The 1,645-nt window shown below is 65.1% G+C and carries 2 protein-coding genes; one reads left to right on the top strand and one right to left on the bottom strand.

The features are described from left to right. Positions 1-494: 494 nt before the first annotated feature. Positions 495-668, top strand: a complete 174-nt coding sequence (locus EOA33_RS34940) for a hypothetical protein (RefSeq protein ID WP_126054758.1) — start codon at positions 495-497, stop codon at positions 666-668. 19 nt (positions 669-687) lie between these two features. Here EOA33_RS34940 and EOA33_RS34945 read toward each other — a convergent pair. Continuing rightward, the coding region (locus EOA33_RS34945) for a GGDEF domain-containing protein (RefSeq protein WP_145989493.1) at positions 688-1,645 on the bottom strand (958 nt) is incomplete at its 5' end.

Below are 1,645 nucleotides of genomic sequence, written 5' to 3' on the forward strand. Positions count from 1 at the left end.
GCAGATCGTCCACGCCGGCCCCGCTGAAGACCTCGATCGCGCGGATGTCCGGAAGTGCCTGACGGTGTAGCGCGCCTTCGTCATTCTTGGGCGTAGCAAGGAGCGAAGCGACGGGGCGCAGATCCAAGGATCCATGCCGTGACATCGGCGGAAGATTGCGGCGGTCCAGAATAAAAACCGTTCAACCTCGCTCCTGCCATCCTAGAATCTGCACCATTAGTAGCGCTTCCAAGTAACGGCAGGGATCCTTGGGTCTTCGCTCCGCTTCGCGCTGGCTGCGGCCAAGGATGACGAAGTCATTGACGGCTCTGGCGTGTTTAATACCGCATGCTAGTCTTTTCTTGGCCTTGGTGAGTCGGCCGCTTTCCGTACCAGTCGCGAATGAGGGGGAAGGTGCTGGCCGGCCGGCAAGTTCCACGCAAGCAAGCAAGCCTAGCTTTCCCCGCAGTGATTGTCGGTCAATGCGTCCAAACAATCTTGCCAGGGGGAAGGCGATGGAGCGTTTTGTCGAAGACTACCAGAAGCGACGCCTCACCGAGCGCGTCGACATCATCACCGCCATCAACATCCTGCGGTCGCAGGGCTACGATCGGGACGAATTGATCGGCGAAATGACCAAGGTTTTCTATGTCGACCTCGATGCCTACAACGAGGTGATGGCGCACTGAAGCGAAGGCAGGCCGGGCGCTAGCTCGCTCGCCGCAGCGTCGCGGCAAGCACGCGGTTGCGGCCGCCGCGCTTGGCGGCATAGAGCGCCTTGTCGGCGGCGCTGAGCACCTTGTCGAAGCTGATGCCGTCCTGGCTGCCGAAGGCGTAGCCGGCGCTGACCGTGCAGGACAGCGGGCGCGTCTCGGTTTCGATGTGGCGCGCGGCGAAGGATGCACGGATGCGCTCGGCGGCGAACTCGACCTTCTCGGGCAAGGTGCGCTTGAGCACCAGCGCGAATTCCTCGCCGCCCAGGCGCGCGGCGGCATCGGTCGGCTGAAGATTGGCCGCGAGTTCCTCGGCGAACACTTTCAGCACCGCGTCGCCGGCGGCATGGCCGAACTCGTCGTTGATCGCTTTGAAGCCGTCGAGGTCGAACACCACCACCGCCATGAAAGCGCCGACCGGCGCCTCGCCATGCAGGTCGAACAGCGCGCGCCGGTTGAGCAGGCCGGTCAGCGGGTCGGTGAGCGCATTGCGCCGGTGATGCTGCGCCAGCCGCCCCTGGTTCAGCGCCAGCGACAGCCCGCCGATGCCGGTCATCGAGGCGATGACGATGATGAGGCTGAGATCCTCGGCCCAGTTGCTCGGCGCGTGGCCGAGCACCAGCCTGCCGTCCCAGCCCAGCACCGCCGCGCACAGCACGAACGAAGCCGCGGTCAGCGAATAGAGCAGGGCGACACCCTGCAGCGGCGCAGGCGCTTCCTCCCGCCCGCGCCAGTATTCATGCGCCGTCGCGAACAGCAGCAGGCCGGCAAGGAAATTCTCCAGCATGAAGCCAAGCCCGTCATAGCCGAGCGCCATGGGCGGCAGCGCCAAAGCGAGCGAAATGCCGGCGCCCACCAGGACGCGCGGCAATGGCGAGCGCCCTGTCCTGAACTGGTGGGCGCCGGCATTTCGCTCGCTTTGGCGCTGCCGCCCATGGCGCTCGGCTATGACG

Origin of the sequence: Mesorhizobium sp. M4A.F.Ca.ET.050.02.1.1, assembly GCF_003997725.1 — a bacterium.
Classification (GTDB): domain Bacteria; phylum Pseudomonadota; class Alphaproteobacteria; order Rhizobiales; family Rhizobiaceae; genus Mesorhizobium.

Coding starts and splice junctions, on each gene's coding strand:
- EOA33_RS34940 (WP_126054758.1), top strand. CDS start 495: ATGGAGCGTTTTGTCGAAGACTACCAGAAGCGACGCCTCACCGAGCGC.